The 18,943-nt window shown below is 73.2% G+C and carries 17 protein-coding genes and 1 rRNA gene; 9 read left to right on the top strand and 9 right to left on the bottom strand.

Annotation, left to right across the window (positions count from 1 at the left end):
- The first annotated feature begins 3 nt into the window (after window positions 1-3).
- A 5S ribosomal RNA gene (rrf, locus tag ABD944_RS14570) occupies window positions 4-120 on the top strand.
- A gap of 88 nt (window positions 121-208) precedes the next feature.
- Here the strand turns inward: rrf and ABD944_RS14565 are convergent.
- Complete coding sequence (locus tag ABD944_RS14565) at window positions 209-523, bottom strand: YciI family protein (protein ID WP_345176353.1); 315 nt, start codon at window positions 521-523, stop codon at window positions 209-211.
- Window positions 524-651: 128 nt separating this feature from the next.
- On the opposite strand from ABD944_RS14565, the gene ABD944_RS14560 reads away from it, so the two are divergent.
- Window positions 652-1,044 (top strand): VOC family protein, encoded by a 393-nt coding sequence (locus tag ABD944_RS14560; protein WP_345176352.1) that lies wholly within the window; start codon window positions 652-654, stop codon window positions 1,042-1,044.
- Window positions 1,045-1,324: 280 nt separating this feature from the next.
- On the opposite strand, the gene ABD944_RS14555 is transcribed toward ABD944_RS14560, so the two are convergent.
- A complete protein-coding gene (locus ABD944_RS14555) occupies window positions 1,325-1,933 on the bottom strand; it encodes a TetR/AcrR family transcriptional regulator (protein ID WP_345176371.1) in 609 nt (202 codons plus the stop codon).
- A 102-nt stretch (window positions 1,934-2,035) separates the two neighbouring features.
- On the opposite strand from ABD944_RS14555, the gene ABD944_RS14550 reads away from it, so the two are divergent.
- The 6 genes from ABD944_RS14550 (at window position 2,036) to ABD944_RS14525 (ending at window position 10,021) form a co-directional block, all read left to right on the top strand.
- Window positions 2,036-3,748, top strand: coding sequence for an acyclic terpene utilization AtuA family protein (locus tag ABD944_RS14550; RefSeq protein ID WP_345176349.1), 1,713 nt, complete (start codon window positions 2,036-2,038; stop codon window positions 3,746-3,748).
- Window positions 3,745-5,337: an acyl-CoA carboxylase subunit beta gene (locus tag ABD944_RS14545; RefSeq protein WP_378188640.1), complete on the top strand. Its 1,593-nt coding sequence runs from the start codon at window positions 3,745-3,747 to the stop codon at window positions 5,335-5,337. Before ABD944_RS14550 ends, ABD944_RS14545 begins: the two co-directional genes overlap by 4 nt.
- A 10-nt stretch (window positions 5,338-5,347) precedes the next feature.
- Complete coding sequence (locus ABD944_RS14540; protein ID WP_345176347.1) at window positions 5,348-7,309, top strand: acetyl/propionyl/methylcrotonyl-CoA carboxylase subunit alpha; 1,962 nt, start codon at window positions 5,348-5,350, stop codon at window positions 7,307-7,309.
- Entirely contained in the window at window positions 7,306-8,460 is a 1,155-nt protein-coding gene (locus ABD944_RS14535; RefSeq protein WP_345176345.1) for an acyl-CoA dehydrogenase family protein, read from the top strand. The genes ABD944_RS14540 and ABD944_RS14535 overlap by 4 nt, the downstream gene beginning before the upstream one ends.
- 93 nt (window positions 8,461-8,553) lie before the next feature.
- Window positions 8,554-9,696, top strand: coding sequence for an RDD family protein (locus ABD944_RS14530; protein WP_345176343.1), 1,143 nt, complete (start codon window positions 8,554-8,556; stop codon window positions 9,694-9,696).
- Between the two features lie 145 nt (window positions 9,697-9,841).
- Window positions 9,842-10,021: a hypothetical protein gene (locus ABD944_RS14525; RefSeq protein WP_345176340.1), complete on the top strand. Its 180-nt coding sequence runs from the start codon at window positions 9,842-9,844 to the stop codon at window positions 10,019-10,021.
- Window positions 10,022-10,111: 90 nt separating this feature from the next.
- Here the strand turns inward: ABD944_RS14525 and ABD944_RS14520 are convergent, their stop codons facing one another.
- The 6 genes from ABD944_RS14520 to ABD944_RS14495 all read right to left on the bottom strand — a co-directional run bounded on the left by ABD944_RS14520 (window position 10,112) and on the right by ABD944_RS14495 (window position 16,191).
- Window positions 10,112-10,678, bottom strand: coding sequence for a P-loop nucleotide/nucleoside kinase family protein (locus ABD944_RS14520; RefSeq protein WP_345176338.1), 567 nt, complete (start codon window positions 10,676-10,678; stop codon window positions 10,112-10,114).
- Window positions 10,675-11,733, bottom strand: a complete 1,059-nt coding sequence (locus tag ABD944_RS14515) for an enolase C-terminal domain-like protein (protein WP_345176335.1) — start codon at window positions 11,731-11,733, stop codon at window positions 10,675-10,677. The genes ABD944_RS14520 and ABD944_RS14515 overlap by 4 nt, the downstream gene beginning before the upstream one ends.
- A gap of 126 nt (window positions 11,734-11,859) precedes the next feature.
- Complete coding sequence (locus tag ABD944_RS14510) at window positions 11,860-13,338, bottom strand: LCP family glycopolymer transferase (protein ID WP_345176333.1); 1,479 nt, start codon at window positions 13,336-13,338, stop codon at window positions 11,860-11,862.
- 40 nt (window positions 13,339-13,378) lie between these two features.
- Window positions 13,379-14,011, bottom strand: coding sequence for a hypothetical protein (locus ABD944_RS14505; protein ID WP_345176330.1), 633 nt, complete (start codon window positions 14,009-14,011; stop codon window positions 13,379-13,381).
- 136 nt (window positions 14,012-14,147) lie between these two features.
- Complete coding sequence (locus tag ABD944_RS14500) at window positions 14,148-15,584, bottom strand: GuaB1 family IMP dehydrogenase-related protein (protein ID WP_345176327.1); 1,437 nt, start codon at window positions 15,582-15,584, stop codon at window positions 14,148-14,150.
- Between the two features lie 355 nt (window positions 15,585-15,939).
- On the bottom strand, window positions 15,940-16,191 hold the full coding sequence (locus ABD944_RS14495; protein ID WP_345176325.1) for a hypothetical protein: 252 nt from the start codon (window positions 16,189-16,191) through the stop codon (window positions 15,940-15,942).
- A 110-nt stretch (window positions 16,192-16,301) separates the two neighbouring features.
- On the opposite strand from ABD944_RS14495, the gene ABD944_RS14490 reads away from it, so the two are divergent.
- Window positions 16,302-17,216 (top strand): Lrp/AsnC family transcriptional regulator, encoded by a 915-nt coding sequence (locus tag ABD944_RS14490; RefSeq protein ID WP_185024146.1) that lies wholly within the window; start codon window positions 16,302-16,304, stop codon window positions 17,214-17,216.
- A 53-nt stretch (window positions 17,217-17,269) separates the two neighbouring features.
- On the opposite strand, the gene ABD944_RS14485 is transcribed toward ABD944_RS14490, so the two are convergent.
- Complete coding sequence (locus tag ABD944_RS14485; protein ID WP_345176321.1) at window positions 17,270-18,865, bottom strand: Na+/H+ antiporter; 1,596 nt, start codon at window positions 18,863-18,865, stop codon at window positions 17,270-17,272.
- Window positions 18,866-18,943 lie beyond the last annotated feature (78 nt).

Genomic DNA, 18,943 nt, shown 5'->3' with positions numbered 1-18,943 from the left:
ACGTTCGGTGGTTTTGGCGAGGGGGAAACACCCGGTCCCATCCCGAACCCGGAAGTTAAGCCCTTCAGCGCCGATGGTACTGCATGGGAGACCGTGTGGGAGAGTAGGACGCCGCCGGACACATATTGTAGAAAGGCCCCGCCGTTACCGGAGGGGCCTTTCTCATTTCGTGCCTGCTTCCCAGGGCCTTTTTCGCATTGCCCGGCCGCTATGCCGGAGGGACACTCCGTCCGCCGGTGAGGGCGGCGAGCGCCGGGTGGGCGCGTCCAGGCGCGATGGTGGTGATGTCGTAGAGCGCGACGCCGGCCTTCACGAAGGGGTCTTCGGCGGCGATCTTCTCCGCCTCCTGCCGGTCGACGCCGGCGACGATGATGAGGCCGCCCTCCGACGAGGGAACAGTCTGGCCGGACAGCAGGAACGTGCCCGCGCCATGATGCCGTTCGAGAAACGCCACATGGGCGGCGACATGGGGTTCGGCGTCCTCCTCCGACCTCGTGTACTCCAGGCGCAGCAGATGCAGCATCGTATGCTCCCCGATGGTTGTCCGATCTCCGGACAAGTCTGCCAGTGGGCGGCACGGTCACCGGTCGTTCGTCGATGCGGTATCGGCGATCGTGTGGGCGAGCCTGGTGCGGCGCCTATGATCGGCAGATGCCCCTAGGCCACCTTGGCGTAAATGTCCGCGACCTTGGCCAAGCCAGGGCGTACTACGACGAGTTGATGCCCCTGGTCGGCTTCGAAACCTTCTTCGCCACCGAGGAGGAGTTCTCCTACCGCCCGGCGGGCGGCAAGCCAGGCACGTACCTGTTCTTCTACCCGGCATTGGAGGACGGTGACTACTCGCGCCACCGTCCGGGTCTCCAGCACCTCGCTTTCATGGTGAAGACTCGGGAGGAGGTCGACCGTCTGCATGAGTGGGCGGTCAAGCGGGGCGCGAACGTGCTCTATGAGCCCCAGGAGTTCCCGCAGTACGGCCCCACCTACTACGCCACCTTCTGGGAAGGTCACGACGGCGTCACTTTGGAGATCGTCTGCCACCGTTAGGCTGCGCGTTTGGCGATCGCCTGGACTGAGCGGTTCGTCAGCCAGGCTTGACTGGCACCGGCAGAACCAGCGACGCCTTCGACCAGATCGATGCGGGCTTTGAGGCGTGGAGGGCCGGCGCCCAGACCCTCGGGCCCGCCGCCTCCGCCCGACCAGCGACCCCGCTGAACCCCCGTACGAGGACCTTCCGCGCATCGCGGCGGTCCTCACCTCGGTGGGCCCCAGTCGGCGGCGAGACCCGCTGTGGGCAGTCTCCCTTGGACCGTGCGCTGTCCGGGGATCAGCGGCCGAGTGCCTGGTCGAGCGTGGTGGCCCACTGGTGCAGCAGGCGGGTGCGGCGTGCCGAGTCGTCGGTGAGCAGGTCGGCCAAGCCGAGGCCGCGGACCAGGTCGAGGGTCGCCTGGACGGTCTCCCGGACGCCGGGGACCGACTCGTCCGCGCCCAGCGCCTCCACGGTGAGGCGGTGCGCCTCGCGCCCGACCCGCGCCTCCAGGGGGACGACCTGCGCGCGGAGCTGCTCGTCCGAACTGGCCGCGACCCACAGCTGGAGCGCGGCGCGGAAGAGCGGGGTCGTGTACATCTCGCCGAGGAGCGTGACGACGTCCAGCGTGGAGGGACGGCGGTCGGCGAGCGCGTCGAGGCGCTCGCGCATCTGCGCCATCCGCACGTCCGAGCCGTACTCGACCGCCGCCGTCACCAGTTCCTCGCGGGTGGGGAAGTGGTGCTGGGCGGCGCCGCGGGAGACGCCCGCGCGCTCGGCGACCACCGCCACCGTCGTGCCCGCCCAGCCCACGGAGGCGAGGCAGCCGATGGCGGCCTCCAGGAGGCGCCGCCGCGTGGCGCGGCTGCGGTCCTGCTGCGGTTCGCGGGGGAGTGCCTGGGCGGTCATGGAGTCCTCGAAGTCGGTGGCCCTCCAGTCAATCAAACGATCAGGCAGAGAAACAATCATGCGTGATTGATTTTTTAGAGGCGGGCTGGCAGGGTTCTGGCCATGAGCCAACCGCTGCGGGTCGGGAACGCCTCGGGCTTCTACGGCGACCGCTTCTCCGCGGTGCGGGAGATGCTGGAGGGCGGGCCGCTGGACGTCCTCACCGGCGACTACCTGGCCGAGCTGACGATGCTGATCCTCGGGCGCGGGAAGATGAAGGACCCGGAGGCCGGGTACGCCGCGACGTTCCTGCGGCAGATGGAGGAGTCCCTCGGCCTGGCCGCGGAGCGCGGCACCACGATCGTCGCGAACGCCGGCGGGCTCAATCCGCAGGGGCTGGCGGCCCGGCTGCGCGAGCTGGCCGCCCGGCTCGGGATCGACGTGCGGATCGCTCATGTGGAGGGCGACGACCTGCTGCCCCGGGCGGAGGAGCTCGGCCTGGCGGACGCCCGCCGCGGGCGGCCGCTCACCGCCAACGCCTACCTGGGCGCCTGGGGGATCGCCGAGTGCCTGCGGGCCGGCGCGGACGTGGTGGTGACCGGACGCGTCACCGACGCGTCCCTGGTCGTGGGCCCGGCCGCCGCGCACTTCGGCTGGGCGCGCGACGACTGGGACGCGCTCGCGGGCGCGACGGTCGCCGGGCACGTCCTGGAGTGCGGCGCGCAGGCGACCGGCGGCAACTACGCCTTCTTCCAAGAAATCTACAACGTAAAGGCACCGGGCTTTCCGATCGCCGAGATCCATCCCGACGGGTCCAGCGTGATCACCAAGCACGACGGGACGGGCGGCGCCGTCACGGTCGAGACCGTCACGGCCCAGCTCCTGTACGAGATCGGCGCGCCCGCCTACGCCGGCCCGGACGTGACGACGCGGTTCGACACGATCGCCCCGGCGCAGGACGGGCCCGACCGGGTGCGGATCAGCGGCGTCCGGGGCCTTCCACCGCCGCCGACCACCAAGGTGTGCCTGAACCACCTGGGCGGGCACCGCAACGAGATGACCTTCGTCCTCACCGGCCTGGACATCGAGGCCAAGGCCGAGCTCGTGAAGGCGCAACTGGAGGCCACCTTCACGGAGGGCCGGCCGTCCCGCGTCGAATGGACGCTCATCGGCGCCCCCGGGCCGGACCCGGCCACGCAGGGGGAGGCCACCGCCCTGCTCCGCTGCGCCGTCCTCGACCCGGACCCGGAGAAGGTCGGCCGCGCGTTCAGCGGCGCCGTCGTGGAACTCGCCCTCGCCGGCTATCCGGGCTTCACCATGACCTCCCCGCCGGGAAAGGGCGGCCCTTACGGCGTCTACACGCCCGCCTACGTCCCGAACGAGGCCGTCGAGCATGTCGCGGTGACCCACGAGGGCGAGCGCATCGCCATCGCCGCGGCTCCGCACGTGCGCGACCTCGAAGCCCCCGCCGAGGCCCCGCCCGCCGGAGGCGTCCCACCGGGAGCCGCCGTCCGGGCGCCGCTCGGCCGTGTCGCCGGGGCGCGGAGCGGAGACAAGGGCGGGGACGCCAACATCGGCGTGTGGGCCCGCACCGACGCGCAGTGGCGCTGGCTGGAGCCCTTCCTGACCACGGAAAGGCTCCGCGAGCTGCTGCCGGAAACCCGCGAGCACACCGTCCGGCGGCATGTGCTGCCCAACCTGCGTGCGGTGAACTTCGTGATCGAAGGGCTGCTGCAGGAGGGCGTGTCCGCCTCGACCCGGTTCGACCCCCAGGGCAAGGCCCTGGGGGAGTGGCTGCGGTCCCGCCTCGTCGACATCCCGGAGGCAGTTCTGTGACCCTCAAGAGCACCCTGGACGCGCGGAGCCCGGAGTTCCGGGAGCGCCGCGCGGCCATGTTGGAGAAGCTGGCGGCCCTGGACGCCGAGCACGCCAAGGCCCTGGAAGGAGGCGGCCGCAAGTACGTCGAGCGGCACCGCGGGCGCGGCAAGCTCCTCGCCCGCGAGCGCATCGAGCTGCTGCTCGACCCCGACTCGCCGTTCCTCGAACTGAGCCCCCTCGCCGCGTGGGGGAGCGACTTCCCGGTCGGCGCGAGCGTCGTCACCGGCATCGGCGTCGTCGAGGGCGTCGAGTGCATGATCGTGGCGAACGACCCGACGGTGCGGGGCGGGGCCAGCAACCCGTGGACGGTGAAGAAGAGCTTCCGGGCGTCCGACATCGCGCTGGAGAACCGGCTGCCCGTCATCAACCTGGTCGAGTCGGGCGGCGCGGACCTGCCGACGCAGAAGGAGATCTTCATCCCGGGCGGCCGCATGTTCCGCGACCTCACCCGGCTGTCGGCCGCGGGGATCCCCACGATCGCGCTCGTGTTCGGCAACTCCACGGCGGGCGGCGCCTACATCCCGGGCATGTGCGACCACGTCGTCATGGTCAGGGAGCGCGCGAAGGTGTTCCTCGGCGGGCCGCCGCTGGTGAAGATGGCGACCGGCGAGGAGGCCGACGACGAGGAGCTCGGCGGCGCCGAGATGCACGCGCGCGCCTCCGGGCTCGCCGACTACATGGCGGCGGACGAGGAGGACGCGCTGCGCCTCGGACGCCGGATCGTCGCGAACCTCAACCACCGCAAGCTCGGACCCGCGCCGGGCCCGGTCGAGGAGCCGCTCTACGACGCCGAGGAACTGGCCGGGATCGTCCCCGAGGACCTGAAGGTCCCCTTCGATCCGCGCGAGGTCATCGCGCGGATCGCCGACGGGTCGCGGTTCGACGAGTTCAAGCCGCTGTACGGGACGAGCCTGGTCACCGGCTGGACGCGCGTCCACGGCTACCCGATCGGGATCCTCGCGAACGCGCAGGGCGTGCTGTTCGGGGACGAGGCGCAGAAGGCGGCGCAGTTCATCCAGCTCGCGAACCAGCGCGACACCCCGCTGCTGTTCTTGCACAACACGACCGGCTACATGGTCGGCAGGGAGTACGAGCAGGCCGGGATCATCAAGCACGGCGCCCTGATGATCAACGCGGTGGCCAACAGCAGGGTCCCGCACATCTCGATCATCATGGGCGCCTCGTACGGGGCGGGCAACTACGGCATGTGCGGCCGCGCGTACGACCCGCGGTTCCTGTTCGCCTGGCCGAGCGCCAAGTCGGCGGTGATGGGGCCGCAGCAGCTCGCGGGCGTCCTGTCCATCGTGGCGCGCCAGGCGGCGCAGGCGCGCGGGCAGGCCTACGACGAGGACCAGGACCGCGCGATGCGGGAGATGGTCGAGGCGCAGATCGAGGCCGAGTCGCTGCCGTTCTTCCTGTCCGGGCGGCTCTACGACGACGGGGTGATCGATCCCCGCGACACCCGGACCGTCCTCGGCCTGTGCCTGTCCGTCGTCCACAACGCCCCCGTGCGCGGCGCCGAGGGCTTCGGCGTCTTCCGGATGTGAGTGTCGAACAATGATCAAAAGAGTGCTGGTCGCCAACCGCGGCGAGATCGCCCGCCGCGTCCTGCGCGCCTGCCGGGACCTCGGCGTCGGGACGGTCGCCGTCCACTCCGACCCCGACGCCGCCGCGCCGCACGTCCGGGAGGCGGACGTGGCCGGGCGGCTGCCCGGCGCGTCCCCGTCGGAGACCTACCTGTCGGTGGAGCGGCTCCTCGCCGTGGCGGAGCGCGCCGGGGCCGACGCCGTCCACCCGGGCTACGGGTTCCTGTCGGAGAACGCGGACTTCGCGCGGGCGGTCGTCGACGCCGGCCTGACCTGGATCGGCCCGCCTCCCGAGGCGATCGCCGCGATGGGCTCCAAGATCGAGGCCAAGAAGCTGATGGCCGCGGCGGGCGTCCCGGTGCTGCCCGAGCTCGACCCCGTCCGGGTCGGCGACGCGGACCTGCCGCTGCTGGTCAAGGCGTCCGCGGGCGGCGGCGGGCGCGGCATGCGCGTCGTCAGGACGCTCGAGGAGCTGGAGAGCGCCGTCGCGGGGGCGCGCAGGGAGGCGGAGTCGGCGTTCGGCGACCCGACCGTGTTCTGCGAGCCGCTGCTGGAGGACGCCCGCCACATCGAGGTGCAGATCCTCGCCGACGCGCACGGGACGGTCTGGACGCTCGGCGAGCGCGAGTGCTCCATCCAGCGCCGCCACCAGAAGATCATCGAGGAGGCGCCGTCCCCGGCGGTCGGTCCCGAGCTGCGCGCGCGGCTGTGCGGGGCGGCGGCGAGCGCGACGCGCGCCATCGGGTACACCGGCGCGGGCACGGTCGAGTTCATGCTGGCGCGCGACGGAGGCTTCTCCTTCCTGGAGGTCAACACCCGGCTCCAGGTCGAGCACCCGGTCACCGAGTGCGTGTACGGGGTGGACCTCGTCCGGCTGCAGATCGAGGTCGCCGAGGGCGCCCGCCTTCCGGCCGCGCCGCCGGAGGCGCGCGGTCACGCCATCGAGGTGCGCCTCTACGCCGAGGACCCCGCGCACGACTGGCGGCCCGCCAGCGGCACGCTGCACACCTTCGAGGTGCCGGGGGCGGACGCCGAGTTCGCCGTGCCGGCGGCGTACGGGCTGCGGCTCGACAGCGGCGTGGAGAGCGGCGCCGAGGTCGGCGTCCACTACGACCCGATGCTCGCCAAGGTGATCGCGTGGGCGCCGTCCCGGGCCGCCGCCGCGCGCCGGCTGGCGGCGGCGCTGCGCGGCGCCCGCATCCACGGCCTCACCACCAACCGCGACCTGCTCGTCCGGATCCTGGAGGAGCCGGGGTTCCTGGACGGCGCCACCGACACCGGCTACCTCGACCGCGTCGGCCTGGACACCCTGGCCGCGCCCCTCGCGGACGAGGCCGCGGTCCGGATGTGCGCGCTGGCCGCCGCGCTCGCCCAGGCGGCCGCGAGCCGGGAGGGCGCCGCGGTGCTCGGCGGCCTCCCGTCGGGCTGGCGCAACGTGCGGTCCCAGCCGCAGCGCAGGACGTTCCAGGGGCCCGGCGGCCCGGTGGACGTCGACTACCGGCTGGACAGGGACGGTCTGACCTCCGAGCTGTGCCCGGGCACGTCGCTGGTGTCCGCCGCTCCGGACCGCGTCGTCCTCGACCGCGACGGCCTCCGCGAGACCTTCGCCGTGACCGCCGCCGGGGACGCGGTGCACGTCGACTCGCGCCTCGGCCCGGTCGCCCTCGTCGCCGTTCCGCGGTTCGCCGACCCGAGCGGCCGGATCGCCCCGGGCTCCCTCCTGGCCCCCATGCCCGGCACCGTCGTCCGCGTCGAGACCGAACCGGGCGCGGACGTCGCCGAAGGGCAGACCCTCGTCGTCCTGGAGGCGATGAAGATGGAGCACCGCATCGCCGCGCCGTCCGCCGGGACGGTCGCCGAACTGAACGTCACCGCGGGGCAGCAGGTCGAGTCCGGCGCCGTCCTCGCCGTCATCGAAGGGACCCCCGAATGAGCTTCGTCGAGACCGAGGAGCGGCGGGCCCTGCGCGCCGCGGTCGCCGAACTGGGCGGCGAGTACGGCTCCTCCTACTACGTGGAGAAGGCCAGATCCGGACAGAAGACCGACGAGCTGTGGGCCGAGGCCGGGCGCCTCGGCTACCTCGGCGTCAACGTGCCGGAGGAGTACGGCGGCGGAGGCGGAGGCATCGGCGACCTCGCCGCCGTGTGCGAGGAGCTGGCGGCCGCGGGCTGCCCGCTGCTGCTCATGGTCGTCTCCCCGGCGATCTGCGCGACGATCATCGCCCGGTCCGGCACCGAGGACCAGAGGAAGCACTGGCTGCCGCGCTTCGCCGACGGTTCGGTGAAGATGGCGTTCGCGATCACCGAGCCCGACGCCGGCTCCAACGCGCACCGCATCACCACCACGGCGCGCCGCGACGGCGACGGGTGGGTGCTGAACGGGCAGAAGACGTTCATCTCCGGCGTGGACGAGTCGGACGCCGTGCTGTTCGTCTCCCGCACGCAGGACCAGAAGGGCAACCTGCGGCCGTCGCTGTTCATCGTCCCGACCACCGCGCCCGGGTTCACCTTCACCCCGATCGACATGGAGATCGTGTCGCCGGAGAAGCAGTTCGTCTGCCACCTCGACGACGTCCGGCTGCCCTACGACGCGCTCGTCGGCGACGAGGACGGCGGCCTGCTGCAGCTGTTCGCCGGCCTCAACCCCGAGCGCATCATGGCCGCCGCGATGGGCGCCGGGATCGGCCGCCTCGCGCTCGGCAAGGCGACCGCCTACGCCGCGTCGCGGCAGGTGTTCAGAACGCCGATCGGCGCGCACCAGGGCATCGCGCACCCGCTCGCCGCCGCCAAGATCGAGCTGGAGCTGGCCCGGCTGATGGGGCAGAAGGCCGCGTGGCTCTACGACGAGGGCGACGACGCCGGCGCCGGCGAGGCGGCGAACATGGCCAAGTACGCCACCGCCGAGGCCGCGATCCACTGCGTCGACCAGGCCATCCAGACCCACGGCGGCAACGGCCTCACCACCGAGTACGGCGTCGGGATGCTCGCCGGCGTCGTCCGGCTCATGCGCATCGCCCCGGTCAGCCGCGAGATGATCCTCAACTACGTCGCACAGCACTCCCTGGGGCTGCCCAAGTCCTACTGACCGCTTCGGTGGCGGCGGCGGGGCCGGGCGGCCTAGACTCCTGCCGTTCCCGCGCTTTGATCAAAAATGAAGATCGCGACCTGAGGGACTCACGTGTACGGTCCGCCACCCGTTCCGCCGCCCGCCGCCGAGCCCGTCCCGCACGCGCCGCCGCCTCCCGCCGCGGCCCCGCGCGGCCGCCGCCTGGCGGCCTGGAGCATCGACACCGCCCTGCTCGCCTGCGCCGCGGGCCTCCTCGGCACGATGACGTGGGGACGGCTGAACGGGCTCCTCGGGGACGGGCTCTGGGGCGACGCCCTGTCCGCGGCGGGCGGGCTCCTGCTGTCCGGCGGCGACGTCCGGCAGGCCGCCGAGAACTTCGGGACGAGCATCTGGAACACGGCCGTCAGCGCCGTCGAGCAGGCGCTGCTCCTGCTCATCCTGATCGAGTTCCTGCACCAGTTCGCGGGGCAGGCCTTCGCCGGCCGGACCGTAGGCAAGGCCGTGCTCGACCTGCGCGTGGAGAACGCCAGGTCCGCCAAGTCCCGGGCGCTGCGCCGGTCCCTGGTGACCACGGCGGGCGGCACCGGCCTGTACTGCACCGCGTGGATCCTCCTCCTGCACGGGCTCTTCTTCCTGTCCCTCGTCACCTGGCTGGTCGCCGTCGCGGTGTTCCTGGCCAACAGCGCGCCGACCCTCGTCGGCGCCCGCCGCCGGGGCCTCGCCGACCTGCTGGCGGGGACGTCCCTCGTCCGCGCGGACGGCTACCGCCGCGCGGCCCAGGCCGCGCGGCAGGGCGCCGTCATCGCCTGGGACGGCACGCAGGCGGCGGGCCAGGTCGCGGGGCAGGCCGTTCGTGAGAACGCCGCCCGCCTCGCGCAGGCCGAATCGATGCAGCGCGCCCTGCAGTCCGAGCGCGCCCGGCAGATGCAGGATCTGGGCCGGAGGTCCGCCGCCCGGATGCAGGACGCGGTGCAGAGCGAACGGGCGCAGCAGGTCGGCCAAGCGGGCAAGCGCGTCGGGGGCCGGCTCCGGAACGCCTACCAGGATCGCCGGTCCGCCCGGCGGCAGCCGCTGCCCCCGCAGCAGGAGCAGCCCGCCCTCCCGCCGCCCGCGCCCCACTACGACCCCTACGCGCAGCCCGGCCCCTACGCGCAGCCCGGCCCCTACGCGCAGCCCGGGTACGGCCAGCCGGGGTACGGCCAGCCGGGGCAGCACGAGCCGCCGCAGCAGTACATGCCGCCGCCCCAGCAGTAGTCGCCCGGGATTCGGAACCGTCGAAGTCCTACTGAATCACCCCACCTCGACCTTTGCTTACTCTTAGTAGTCATTACGTTACATAGAGCAGGTGTCGGGGACGATCGCGACGCAAGTACCGGATGCCGGAGCGAAAGGGATGATCATGAAGAGGTGTCTTGCGGTTCTGGTTCTCGCCGCCGGGACGACGATGGCCGGGATGACCGGCCTGTCCGCGACGGCGTCGGCCGCCACGGCGTCCGGCGAGCCGATGAAGGGCCACGACCACCACTGCTGCTGTGAGCACAACGTCAACAAGAACATCAACATCAACATCAACGGCTGACGCGACGGCCGTTCCCGCCCGGCGGTCCTTCCGGCGGGCGGCCATCTGGCGGAGACCGCACGGTCTCCGCCAGATCGTCACTCCGCCGCTTCACTCCGCCAGGGCGTCCAGTTGCGCCTCCAGCGGCACGGGCGCGCCGAGGCGGTTGTCCACGGCCGTGTGGGGCACCGGAGGCGGCGTCCCCGGCAGCATCCGGGCGACGAACGCGTCGAACGCCGCCAGCTTGCCGGCGTCGCGGGGCGAGCCCCGCCGCTCCAGCCGGTGCCGGAGGGTCGCGGCGTTCGTCCGGATCCAGACCAGCCTCACCGGCGGCCCGCCGAGGGACGCCACCCACGCGCTCCAGCGCGCCGCGTCCCGGATGTGGCCGGTGAACGGGCCGCTCAGCAGCACCGGGCAGCCGTGCGACCGGATCTCCCGCGCGGTGCCGGTCATCCCCGCGTACTCGTGCGGCTTGACGTGCTCGTCGTACCAGGGGCCCTCGCGCTCGCCCGGATCGCGGGAGAACGCCGCGAGGGTCGCTTCCACGAACGGCCCGAACATCGTGTCCTTGTCCAGCAGCGCCGGGACGGGGCGCAGCCGCCGCAGCAGCAGGTCTGAGACCGTGGTCTTGCCGGAGCCGGGCGGCCCCGCCACCACCCAGGCCGGGGCGGGCGTCACGTCGACAGGCGCAGCCGGCGGGTCGCCAGCCGCTCGATGCGCGCCTCGTCGATCTCGTGGCCGAGGCCCGGCTGCGTGAGCGGGACGCCGACGACGCCGCCGGACGAGCGCACCGGCGGCGTCACGAACACCGGGCCGCCTGCCGGGTCGGACACGTCGCTCGGCAGCGTGCACCCCGGCAGGGCCGCGAGCGCCACCGCGGCGGCCTGCCCGATGCCGAACGCGCCGCAGCCGCTGCACCACACGTCCCATCCCGCCGCGTAGGCGAGGTCGTGGGCGCTGCGGGCCGCGGTCAGCCCGCCGAGCCGGTCGAGGCGCAGGTGCAGCGCACGGCCCGCCTCCAGCGACAGGGCCGCGTCCAGCGTCTCCAGATCGCCCACGTCCGGGGCCACGGCGGTGCCCACCCGCGCCTGGAGCCGGGCGTGCGCGGCGAGGTCGCCGCCGGCGAAGGGGCGCTCGATCGCCGCCAGGCCGTAGGCGTCCAGCGCCTCCAGCGCCGCCAGGTGCTCCGGCGACTCGGTGTAGGCGTGGCCCGCGTCGGCGACGAGCGCCAGGGCCGGGTACGCCTGCCGGATCGCGCGGACGGGCTCGATGTCCCACCCCGGCCTGACGTCCAGCGTGACGCGGGTGTGGCCCGCTCCAACGGCCCTGTTGACCCGGGCCGTGACGGTGTCGATCGTCGGCTCGGGGGTGATCCGCGCGCCCGTGACGATCGAGGTGCGGGTGCCGCCGAGCGCGTGCGCGAGCGGCAGCCCGCGGGTCCGGCACCACAGGTCCCAGCAGGCCGTGTCGACGGCCGCCGCGGCCTCCCGCGCGCCGAGGTCGGCGGCGGCGGACACGTCCTCGGGGCGGTCCCAGTCGAGCCCGATCAGGGCCGGCCCCATGCGCGTCTCGATGTCCGCCCATGCCGCGCCGGGGTCCCCGGCTCCGTCCGGGACGGCCATCTCGCCCCAGCCGACGGCGTCGTCGCCTGCCAGGCGGACGAGGACGCTCTCCGGCCGCCGCCCGCGCGGCATCGCCACGCGGAAGGCGTCGCAGCCGTGGATCCGAGGCACCGCACCAGCCCTTCGAAGTAGGGGTCGTTCCTCAATGATCCCTCCTCCCCGGACCAGGAAGGACAATCCACGCGGGTCAGGACCGCCGCGGCGGGACGGGCGCCGGCCGCGGGCCGGGCCGTCCGGTCAGGGGCAGCTGCTCTCCAGCGACACCGGCTTGGAGCTCGGCTTGGCCGGCTCGCCGCCGTCCTGCCCGTCGGGCGAGGCGGTGGGCGAAGCCGTCGGCGAGGCCGTGGGCGTGCCGCTCGGCTTGGCGCTGACCTGGCGCGGCTCGCTGTTGACGGCGTCGGCCGCCAGGGTGCGGATCTTCTCGAAGTCCGGGTTCCCCGTGTAGATCAGCGGCGGGACGAACTGCAGGCTCCTGATCTGCGCGCCGTTCTTGACCCGGTTCGACAGCTTCATCAGCGCGGGCAGCAGTTCCTGCGGGATGTCGGTCGACAGCGTCCGCTTGGCCGCCGCGGCGAGCTTGTCGAAGCTGGTGAGCACGGTCTGCGGGTCGGCCTGCTCGGCGATCGCCCGCATCAGGCACTTCTGCCGGCTCATCCGCACGTAGTCGCTGCTGTTGGTGCGGGACCGCCCGTACCAGAGGGCCTCCTTGCCCTTCAGCGTCCGGTAGCCGGGCTGCAGGACGCCCCCCTGCAGGCCGTACGGGATCGGCTCGGTGATCTTGAGCTTGACGCCGCCCATGGCGTCGACGATGTCGGCGAAGCCGAACATGTCGACGAGGATGTAGTAGTCCACGCGCAGGCCGAGGACTCCGGCGACGGTGGCCTTCAGCAGCTCGGGGCCGCGGCGCTTCTTGGCGACGCCGGGCACCACGTCGGGGTGGTTCTCGGCGTACTCGTAGACCTCGTTGAGCAGGCCCGGGTTCTGCGGGCCGTCGCCGGTGAAGCCGTAGGGGAACCGGTCGCGGGCCGGGCCGGGCGGCATCGGGAACCGCTCCAGGTTCCGCGGCAGGCTCAGCAGCACCGTGTCGCCCGTCTTGGTGTCGACGCTGGCGAGGGTCACGCTGTCGGTGCGCACGCCGGTGCGGTCGGCGGCGGAGTCGCCGCCGAGCAGCAGGATGTTGACGCGCGGCTGGCCGTTGAACGGGTCCGCGGTGTCGACCGGCTTGCCGTTCTCGCTTCCGGTGCGGAAGATGCTGGTCAGCGCGTCGCGGTACACGTAGGTGCTGTGCGCCGACCACGCCACCGGCACCGCGACGGCGGCGCACATCACCGCGACGGCGGCCGCGCCGAGCGTCCGGGCGCCCGCGGCGAGGCGGGTCGGGCGCAGCAGCAGGTAGGAGCGGACGACGACGAGGATCCACAGCACGCCGAGCGCGATGATCGCGGCGGAGGTCCGCTGCAGCACCGCGGGCTGGACGGCGTAGTGCACCAGATCGGAGCGGTAGAACGTGGCGGCGCCCGCGAGGGCGGCGACGATCGCCACGTACAGCGCGAGCAGAATCCCGCCGGCGATCCGGCGGCCCGTGACGAAATGCGCGACGCCCCAGACCAGGGCGGACGCGAGCGTCAGTGCCAGCGCGCGGGGGAGGCCCCCGGCTCCGCCGGAGGCACCCTCATCGTCCCTGTTCCGGGCACGCCCACTTGGCGACCGACCCATGTACGCTCCGATTCCCACCCACAGTGAATTAAGCCTCGGCTCACATTATGGACGCGTCGAACCGGGCAAAGGTTGCGTAAGAGTCGATCGCATGCGAGCGGGTGTGGCCTTTGGTGCAGATCGTCAGGATAGTGAATCCGCCGCCGTTCGGGGACCCGTACGGATGATCACGTAGTGGGCAGGGCGCCAGCGCGTGGGCGGCCGTCAGCGGCGGGACGATCACCAGCAGGCACAGGACCGCCACCGTCGTGCCGCCCGCGAGCCGCCACAGCGGCGACAGCCCGGCCGGGAGCAGCACCGCGTAGGAGTGGACGATCAGCCCCGCCCACAGGGCCGCGACGACCACGCAGCCGGCCGTCAGCGCCGCCAGCCACGCGGGCCTCGCCGCCGCGTGCAGCAGGAGCGGGCGGCCGTGCCCGGCGGCGAGGGCCGCCGCGGTCAGCGCCAGCGCCTGGACGGTCAGCAGCGCCGCGCCGAGCCGGACGCGCCCGGCCCGCAGCTGCGCGATGCCCGGCAGGGCGGGGGAGACCGCGGCGATCACCAGCGCCTCGGCCAGCTCCCGCAGCGCCGCCTCCCGCGCCCGGCGCCCCCGCTCGCGGTCCCGGGCCGCCGGGCCCGGCCCCTCCTGCGGCAGCGGCCGCGCCCCGGCTCCGACCGACCCGCCGTCGACCATGCTGCGCCCCCTCCAGGGACGGAGACCCCTCTCCGTTCCTGACGTAAGAGAGTGCAGGTCAGCGAGCTGATCGGGGCACGAAGGCGACGGCGTGTCGCGAAATGCGGGGACGCCCGGCGATCCGCGGGGGCGCCCTTTACCAGCTGCTGGACAGCGGCTTGCCCTCGGCGTAGCCGGACGGGCTCTGGATCCCGACCACGGCGCGCTCGTGGAACTCCTCCAGGGTCCGCGCGCCCGCGTAGGTGCACGAGCTGCGCAGCCCCGCCACGATCGAGTCGATCAGGTCCTCGACGCCGGGCCGCTGCGGGTCCAGGAACATCCGGGAGGTGGAGATGCCCTCCTCGAACAGGGCCTTGCGGGCCCGGTCGAAGGGGGAGTCCTCGGCGGTGCGCAGCCGCACCGCCCGGGCGGAGGCCATGCCGAAGCTCTCCTTGTAGAGCCGCCCGTCGGCGGCCCGCTGCAGGTCGCCCGGCGACTCGTAGGTGCCGGCGAACCACGAGCCCACCATCACGTTCGCGGCGCCCGCGGCGAGCGCCAGCGCGACGTCGCGCGGGTGCCGGACGCCGCCGTCCGCCCACACGTGGCGGCCGAGCCGGCGCGCCTCGGCGGCGCACTCCAGCACCGCGGAGAACTGCGGGCGGCCGACGCCCGTCATCATCCGGGTGGTGCACATCGCGCCGGGGCCGACGCCGACCTTGACGATGTCGGCGCCCGCCTCGATCAGCTCGCGGGTGCCCTCGGCGGTCACCACGTTCCCGGCGACGACCGGGACGGCGGGGTCCAGCGCCCGGACCGCGGCGAGCGCGCTGATCATCTTGTCCTGGTGGCCGTGCGCGGTGTCGACGACGATCAGGTCGGCGCCCGCCTCCAGCAGCGCCTTGGCCTTGCCGGCGACGTCGCCGTTCACGCCCACCGCCGCGGCGACGCGCAGCCGGCCGGCGGCGTCCACGGCCGGCCGGTAGAGCGTGGCGCGCAGCGCGCCGGTGCGGGTGAGGACGCCGGCGAGGCGGCCCTCGGCGTCCACGACGGGGGCGAGCCGGTGGCCGCGCTCGTGCAGCCGGTTGAACGCCTCCCGCGGGTCGACGCCGGCGGGCAGCGTGACCAGGTCGCGGGACATGATGTCGCGGAGCTGGGCGAACCGGTCCACGCCCATGCAGTCGGCCTCGGTGACGACGCCCACCGGACGGTCGTCCTCGACGACGATCACGGCGTTGTGCGCCCGTTTCGGCAGCAGCGCCAGCGCGTCGCCGGCCGTGCTGGAGGGGTCCAGCCGGATCGCGGTGTCCACCACCAGGTCGCGACCCTTGACCCACTCGATGACCTCGGCGACGACGTCGACCGGGATGTCCTGCGGGAGGACCGCGACGCCGCCGCGCCGGGCGGCGGTCTCGGCCATCCGGCGGCCGGACACGGCCGTCATGTTGGCCACCACGAGCGGGATGGTGGTCCCGCTGCCGTCCGAGGTGGCCAGGTCGACCTCCAGGCGCGACCCGACGGAGGAGCGGCGGGGGACCATGAAGACGTCGTTGTAGGTGAGATCGTGAGCGGAACGCTCATCGTTCAGCAGGCGCACGGCAGTACTACACACCAATCGCGTTCGCAGTGGCTGGGCCACCGTACATTCTCGGCGATACCCGGCCGTGCTCCCGCCGAGGCCGGCGGCCGGACGCCCCGGACCGCCCCGGACCGCGGGCAAAGCCCGTGACCAGGGGTGATGACACTGTGTCCCGGGAGGGCGTCGAGTGTCGTCTCAGCCCGTCTTCCCCCCTCCTTGCAGGGATAACGAAAGTGGGCCCGTGCCCCTGATGCAAAACGGTGCAACGTGAGGCTTGGCTCTCTGTAAAGTTACCTCTTGACGTAACTGCGCCCCCGATGCACTTTTCTTACATGTGCCTCGCGCGGACGGCGGATCCGCCGTAGGGGGTGGGTCAGAAGAACACCGGGAGAAGCGCATGCAGGTCACGCACGTCGTCCCGGTCGGCCATGCCCGCCCGCGCCGCCGGCCGCCCCGACCGGGCCGCGATCGCCGGAGCGGCCACGGCCGTCCGGCGCGTCCACCGCCCGGGCGGCGTCGCGCCGTGCGAGCGGCGCGGGCTCGGCAGCGTTGCGCTTTCGTACCGGTTTCTGCGGCATTTAAAACGTCGCCGCCCGGAACCGGTCACCGACGCTTCGACGGCCATCGGGCAGGGCGAACACGAGCAAGATCAATATTTGACGTCATACCGTCCTGAAATGGAATGATCTTGCAGTTGCTGGCAAAACGATTCATCACATGTCGAGGAGGAGAGCCGTGCTGGATGCGGTCGACGCCGTGCTCGTCCGCGAGCTCCAGCGGGATGGCAGGGCGACGTTCCAGGCGCTGGCCGATCGCGTCGGGCTTTCCCGCACGGCGGTGCGGGCACGGGTGCAGCACCTTCTCGAAACCCAGGTCGTCCGCGTCGTCGGCATCGTGCACGCCGCCGTCGTCGGCGCGGAGGCGATCGGGCACGTGTCGGTCACCGTGGCCGGCTCGGCGAGGGAGGTGGCCGAGACCGTCGCCGAGCGCGCCGCGGTCAGCTTCACCGCGCTGACCGCGGGCCCGTACGACCTGGTCGCCCAGGTGCGCACCCGCGACGACGCCGCGCTCGCGGCCGAGGTGGACCACATCAGGTCCGTCGCCGGCGTCCGCGCGGCCGAGGTGTTCCGGTCGGTGTCCACCGTGCGCGACACGCACGCGGTGGTGCGCGAGCTCGGCGAGGTCACCCTCGACGACATCGACTGGCGGCTGCTGCACGAGCTGCAGCGCGACGGCCGCGCCCCCTACACCCGGCTCGCGCACGTCATCGGCCTCTCGCAGGCCGCCACCCGGGCCCGGGTGGTCAGGCTCATGCGCACCGGCGTCATCCAGGTGACCGGCCTCGCCGACCCCCTGGCGCTCGGCGCCGCGGAGCTCGGCGGGTTCGGGCTGGTGGTGACGGGCGGGCTCCGCAAGGTCGCCGACGCGGTCGCCGCCCAGGACGGCGTCCGCTACCTGGCGACCGGATTCGGCCGCTACGACATCGTCGGGCAGGTCGAAGCGGCCTCGCGCGCCGAGCTGGTGGCCGTGTTCGACGCCATCCGGTCGGTGTCCGGGGTGACGGTACGGGAGTCCTGGCACCACCTCGACGTGGTGAAGGAGTCCTACGCCGTCCAACTGCCCGAGCAGCCCCTCAACGGGGCGGTCTGAGCGCGGCCCTCGGCCCGGCCACGGCGCGACCGTGGCCGGGCCGAGGGCCCCCGCTAGTCGCGGCTGAGGGCGACCTCCTCCAGGTCCAGCTCGTGCATGACGCGGGCCAGGACCTCGTCGTCGATGCGGCGCTCGTCCCGCATCCGCACGAACACCCGGCGCTCGGCCATCAGCATCTCCCGCCGCAGGCGCCGGTACGTCGCCGTCGGCACCTCCTCGCCCTCCGGGCCCGTCCCGCCCCCGAGCCGCTCCCAGGCGCGCAGCTGCCGGTGCTCGGCGAGCTGCCGCAGCCGCTCCACGACCGACGCGTCGAGCCGCTCCTCGGCGTTCAGCTCCTCCAGCCGCTCCAGCGCGGCCTGCGCGGCGGCGTGCTGCGCGCCCGCCAGAGCGACGGTGTCGGCGTAGCGCTCCCGGTCCCCGCCGATGCCGAGCGCGCGGATCAGCGCGGGGAACGTCAGCCCCTGCACCAGCAGCGTCCCGAGGACGGTGGTGAACGTCAGGAACAGGATCAGGTCGCGCCCCGGGAACGGCGTGCCGCCCGAGGCGACGAACGGGATCGCGAACGCGGCGGCGAGCGAGACCACCCCGCGCATCCCGGCCCACGACACCACGACCAGGCCGCGCCAGCCCACGCTCGGCACCGCCCGCTCCCGCCGCGACAGCAGCCGCGGGACCTGCGAGGCGGGGAACACCCACACGAACCGGGCCGCGACCGTGACGGCGAACACCGCGGTCGACCACCAGGCCAGCTCCTGCCAGCTCCGTCCCGACATCTCGTGGACGATCGGGGGCAGCTGCAGGCCGATGAGCAGGAAGACCACCGACTCCAGGAGGAAGACCATGACCTTCCAGAAGGAGTGCCCGATCAGGCGGGTCACCGCCGCGGACTGGGTCTCCCGGTTGCCCAGGTACAGGCCGCTGACCACCACGGCGATCACTCCGGAGGCGTGCGCGGTCTCGGCGAGGAGGTAGGCGGCGAAGGGGGCCACCAGCGCGACGCCGTTCTCGACCAGCGGATCGTTCAGCCGGGTCCGCAGCCAGTGCAGCGGCGGCCCGAGCATCAGCCCGACCGCCGCGCCCACGACGGCGGCGAACAGGAAGCGTCCGACGCCGTCCAGGAGGGTGAACCCGGCGCCCGTCGCCGCGATCAGCGCCACCCGGAACGCGGTCAGGGCCGTCGCGTCGTTGAACAGGCTCTCCCCGACGAGGACCGTGACCGTCCGGCGGGGCAGGCCGAGGCGCTGCGCGATGCTCACCGCGGCCACCGCGTCCGGCGGCGCCACGATCGCGCCGAGCACGAACGCCGCCGCCAGCGGCAGGTCGGGAACGATCAGATGCGCCACGTAGCCCACGGCGAAGGTCGTGAACAGCACCAGCCCCACCGACAGCAGGCCGATGGACCAGACGTTCTGCCGAAGGTTGGTGAACGAGCTGTTCCACGCCGCGGAGAACAGCAGCGGCGGCAGGAACACGAACAGCACGAACTCGGGTTCGAGCTCGAATTCCGGGACCCCCGGGACGAAGGAGAAGGCGAGCCCCGCGATCACCAGGACCAGCGGCGCCGACAGGCCGAGGCGCCGCGCGGCCGCGGCCACCATCAGGGCGCCGACCGGTACGGCCAGCAGCCAGAGTGCGTGCGTCGTTCCCACCGCCGAATCATGGCATGACCGGGTGGTACCGGCGTCGCGCGGGCGGCCCGGCCGGACCGGGAGGAACCGGGCCGGGGC

It is taken from the genome of Actinomadura verrucosospora (genome assembly GCF_039540335.1).
Classification (GTDB): Bacteria; Actinomycetota; Actinomycetes; order Streptosporangiales; family Streptosporangiaceae; genus Spirillospora; species Spirillospora verrucosospora.
This window is presented reverse-complemented; position numbering and strand designations above follow the sequence as displayed.

Bases quoted from the DNA above. Each gene is read 5' to 3' on its own strand.
- ABD944_RS14495 (WP_345176325.1), bottom strand. From the start codon at position 16,191: ATGGCCGTCGAAGCGTCGGTGACCGGTTCCGGGCGGCGACGTTTTAAA.
- ABD944_RS14555 (WP_345176371.1), bottom strand. From the start codon at position 1,933: ATGACCGCCCAGGCACTCCCCCGCGAACCGCAGCAGGACCGCAGCCGC.
- ABD944_RS14550 (WP_345176349.1), top strand. From the start codon at position 2,036: ATGAGCCAACCGCTGCGGGTCGGGAACGCCTCGGGCTTCTACGGCGAC.
- ABD944_RS14560 (WP_345176352.1), top strand. From the start codon at position 652: ATGCCCCTAGGCCACCTTGGCGTAAATGTCCGCGACCTTGGCCAAGCC.
- ABD944_RS14505 (WP_345176330.1), bottom strand. From the start codon at position 14,011: ATGGTCGACGGCGGGTCGGTCGGAGCCGGGGCGCGGCCGCTGCCGCAG.
- ABD944_RS14565 (WP_345176353.1), bottom strand. From the start codon at position 523: ATGCTGCATCTGCTGCGCCTGGAGTACACGAGGTCGGAGGAGGACGCC.
- ABD944_RS14510 (WP_345176333.1), bottom strand. From the start codon at position 13,338: ATGGGTCGGTCGCCAAGTGGGCGTGCCCGGAACAGGGACGATGAGGGT.
- ABD944_RS14540 (WP_345176347.1), top strand. From the start codon at position 5,348: ATGATCAAAAGAGTGCTGGTCGCCAACCGCGGCGAGATCGCCCGCCGC.
- ABD944_RS14535 (WP_345176345.1), top strand. From the start codon at position 7,306: ATGAGCTTCGTCGAGACCGAGGAGCGGCGGGCCCTGCGCGCCGCGGTC.
- ABD944_RS14525 (WP_345176340.1), top strand. From the start codon at position 9,842: ATGAAGAGGTGTCTTGCGGTTCTGGTTCTCGCCGCCGGGACGACGATG.